The 3,189-nt window shown below is 65.4% G+C and carries 3 protein-coding genes; all 3 read right to left on the bottom strand.

What is annotated here, in order from left to right; genetic code table 11:
* Positions 1-50 precede the first annotated feature (50 nt).
* Positions 51-1,508 carry an NAD-dependent succinate-semialdehyde dehydrogenase gene (locus EN781_RS29355; protein WP_126058840.1) on the bottom strand — a complete coding sequence of 486 codons (1,458 nt, stop codon included), beginning with the start codon at positions 1,506-1,508 and terminating at the stop codon, positions 51-53.
* A 17-nt stretch (positions 1,509-1,525) separates the two neighbouring features.
* Positions 1,526-2,569, bottom strand: a complete 1,044-nt coding sequence (locus EN781_RS29350; protein ID WP_126058841.1) for a tartrate dehydrogenase — start codon at positions 2,567-2,569, stop codon at positions 1,526-1,528.
* Between the two features lie 10 nt (positions 2,570-2,579).
* Positions 2,580-3,189: aldehyde dehydrogenase family protein (locus EN781_RS29345; RefSeq protein WP_127400585.1), on the bottom strand; the 610-nt coding region annotated here is incomplete at its 5' end.

The raw sequence follows: 3,189 nt of genomic DNA, 5'->3' as shown, positions 1-3,189 counted from the left end.
GGGGAGTAGGGGAGTAGGGGAGTAGGGTACAGGCGCTCATTCCCTACTGCTTACTCCCCTATTCCCATATGAAAGCTCTTCATCTCGAGATATTCCTCGATGCCGGCTTGCGCGCCCTCACGTCCGAGGCCGGACTGCTTGACGCCGCCGAAGGGGGCCACCTCCATCGAGACCGAGCCGGTGTTGAGCCCCACCATGCCGAACTCCAGCGCCTCGCCGACGCGCCAGGCGCGTTTCAAATTCTCGGTATAGAAGTAGGACGCAAGTCCGTAGGGCGTGCCGTTGGCCAGCGCGATTGCCTCTTCCTCCGTCTCGAAGCGGAAAAGCGGCGCGACCGGGCCGAAGGTTTCCTCGCCGGCAAGCTGCATATCCTTCGTGGCGCCGCTCAGCACCAGCGGCGCGACATATTGAGGACCCTGAGGCAGCGCCGGCTTGTCGGTGATGATCGTCGCGCCCTTGGCGAGCGCGTCCTCGACGTGACGGTTGATCTTCTCGACCGCCGCCATGTTGATCATCGGTCCGATGGCGATGCCGGGTTCGGTGCCCGGCCCGACCTTCATGGCGTTGACGCGGGCGGAGAGCTTGGCGGCGAAGGTCTCGTAGACACCGGCCTGGACGATGATGCGGTTGGCGCAAACGCAGGTCTGGCCGCCATTGCGGAATTTTGAGACCAGTGCGCCCTCAACGGCGAGGTCGAGGTCGGCGTCGTCGAAGACGATGAAGGGGGCATTGCCGCCGAGCTCCAGGCTGAGCCGTTTCACGCTGTCGGCCGCGCCGCGCATCAGCAGCGAGCCGACCCGCGTCGAGCCGGTGAAGGAGATCTTGCGCACCGTCTCGTTCGCCATGATCTCGTTGCCGATCTCGGCCGGCATGCCGGTGACGATGTTGATGACCCCGGCGGGAATGCCCGCCCGCTCGGCAAGCACGCCGAGCGCCAGCGCCGAATAGGGCGTGAATTCTGACGGCTTGATGACCACCGTGCAGCCTGCGGCCAACGCCGGCGCGACCTTGCGGGTGATCATCGCATTGGGAAAATTCCACGGCGTGATGATGCCGCACACGCCGACCGGTTCCTTCAGCACGATGATGCGGCGGTCTTTCGTCGGCGACGGGATGGTGTGGCCGTTGATGCGGCGTGCTTCCTCGGCGAACCATTTGACGAAGGAGGCGCCGTAGCGGATCTCGCCTTTGGCCTCGTCCAGCGGCTTGCCCTGTTCCGTCGTCAGGATCAGCGCAAGATCGTCCAGATGCGCCAGCATCAGCCCATGCCAGGCCTCCAGGAGGGCAGCGCGCTCGGCGTTGGTTTTCTTCTTCCAATCCCCATCGGCAGCAGCCGCGGCGTCTATGGCCGCGCGGGTCTCCGGAGCGGCCATGTCGGGCACGGTGCCGATCGCGGCCTGGGTCGCCGGATCGATGACATCGACCGTCTTGCCGGAGTCGGCGATGACCCATTCGCCGCCGATCAAACCGGCTTCGCGGAAGAGGCTTTTGTCTTTCAGGTTTCTCATCGAAAACGACCTTGCAATCAGGTGAGCGCCGCGACGACGGCAGCGGTGATGGCTTGTGTGCGATCCTTGCCGGGGCTGGTTCCAATGCCTCGCGCGGTTGTCGCCTCGAGCGCCTTCATCATGCGGCCGGCGGCAGCCTTTTCGCCGAGATGATCGAGCATCATGGCGCCGGACCAGATGGTGGCGATCGGGTTGGCGATGCCGAGATGGGCGATGTCGGGCGCCGAGCCGTGCACCGGCTCGAACATCGACGGCGCCGAACGGTCGGGATTGATGTTGGCGGAGGCGGCATAGCCGAGCCCGCCCTGGATCGCCGCGCCGATGTCGGTCAGGATGTCGCCGAACAGGTTGGAAGCGACGAGCACGTCGAGGCTCTCCGGCGCCATGATCATGCGCGCCGCGAGCGCATCGACATGATAGCTGGTCACCTCGACGTCCGGATAATCCCCCGCAAGCTTGCGGGTGACCTCGTCCCAGAACACCATCGAGTATTTCTGCGCGTTGGACTTGGTGACGGAAGCAAGCTTGCCCCGCCGTGATCGCGCCTGCTCGAAGCCGAAGCGCAGGATGCGCTCGACGCCGGCGCGGGTGAAGATCGATGTCTCCACCGCAACCTCGTCCAAAGTGCCCTGGTGCACGCGCCCGCCGGCGCCGGAATATTCGCCCTCGGTGTTCTCGCGGATACACAGGATGTCGAAGCTCTCCGCTCGCAGCGGTCCCTTGACCCCAGGCAGCAGGCGGTGTGGCCGGATGTTGGCGTATTGCACGAATGCCTTGCGGATCGGCAGCAGCAGGCCGTGCAACGAGACCGAATCCGGCACCTCCGCCGGCCAGCCGACCGCACCGAGAAGGATGGCGTCGAAGCCGCGCAAGGTCTCGATGCCGTCCTCGGGCATCATGCGGCCGGTTTCCTTGTAGAAGCGGCAGGACCAGGGGAACTCGGTGCCCGTCAGGGCAACGCCGTCCTGTTTGGCCGCAGTCTCCAGCACCGTCCAGGCGGCGGCGGTGACATCGCGGCCGATGCCGTCACCGGGTATCAGGGCGATCGAGTAGGATTTCATCGGCATCCCTTCACAGGCTGACCAGGACGCTCTTGGTCCTGCGGTTGGCGAGATAGGCGTCGCGGCCAAGGTCCTTGCCGATGCCGGAGCGCTTGTAGCCGCCGGTCGGCAGGATGTGGTCGCGCGAGCGGCTGTAGCGGTTGACCCAGACCGTGCCCGCTTCGAGCTTGCGCGCCAGACGGATCGTACGCGACAGGTCGGAAGTGAAAAGGCCGGAAGCGAGTCCGTAGGTCGGATGGGAGGATAGCGCCAACGCCTCGTCCTCGGTCTCGAAGGTCTGCACTGTGAGCACCGGGCCGAAGATCTCCTCGACGATCGCGGGATTGACCTGATCGACATCAGCGATCAGCGTCGGCTCGTAGAAATAGCCGGGGCTGTCCATGGCGGCGCCGCCGGTCAGGCATTCGCCGCCGGCCTTGACCGCAGCCTGCACGATGCTGTCGACACGCCCTCGTTGCCGCTCCGAGATGATCGGCGAATAATGCGTCGCCTCGTCCCAGGTCGGGCCGGGCCACACCGCCTTCATCTTCACCAGGATCGCGGTCGTCAGCCTGTCGGCCACGCTCTTCTCGACGATCAGCCGCGTGCCGGCGACGCAGGCCTGGCCAGCGTTGAAGGTG

The sequence above is a fragment of the Mesorhizobium sp. M4A.F.Ca.ET.090.04.2.1 genome (assembly GCF_003999085.1).
Lineage (GTDB): Bacteria > Pseudomonadota > Alphaproteobacteria > Rhizobiales > Rhizobiaceae > Mesorhizobium.
Note: the sequence above shows the minus strand (reverse complement) of the source record. Positions and strands in the feature narration are given on the sequence as shown.

What these genes read in the sequence shown, in the direction of transcription:
- EN781_RS29355 (WP_126058840.1), bottom strand. Translation starts at nt 1,508, where the DNA reads ATGAGAAACCTGAAAGACAAAAGCCTCTTCCGCGAAGCCGGTTTGATC.
- EN781_RS29350 (WP_126058841.1), bottom strand. Translation starts at nt 2,569, where the DNA reads ATGAAATCCTACTCGATCGCCCTGATACCCGGTGACGGCATCGGCCGC.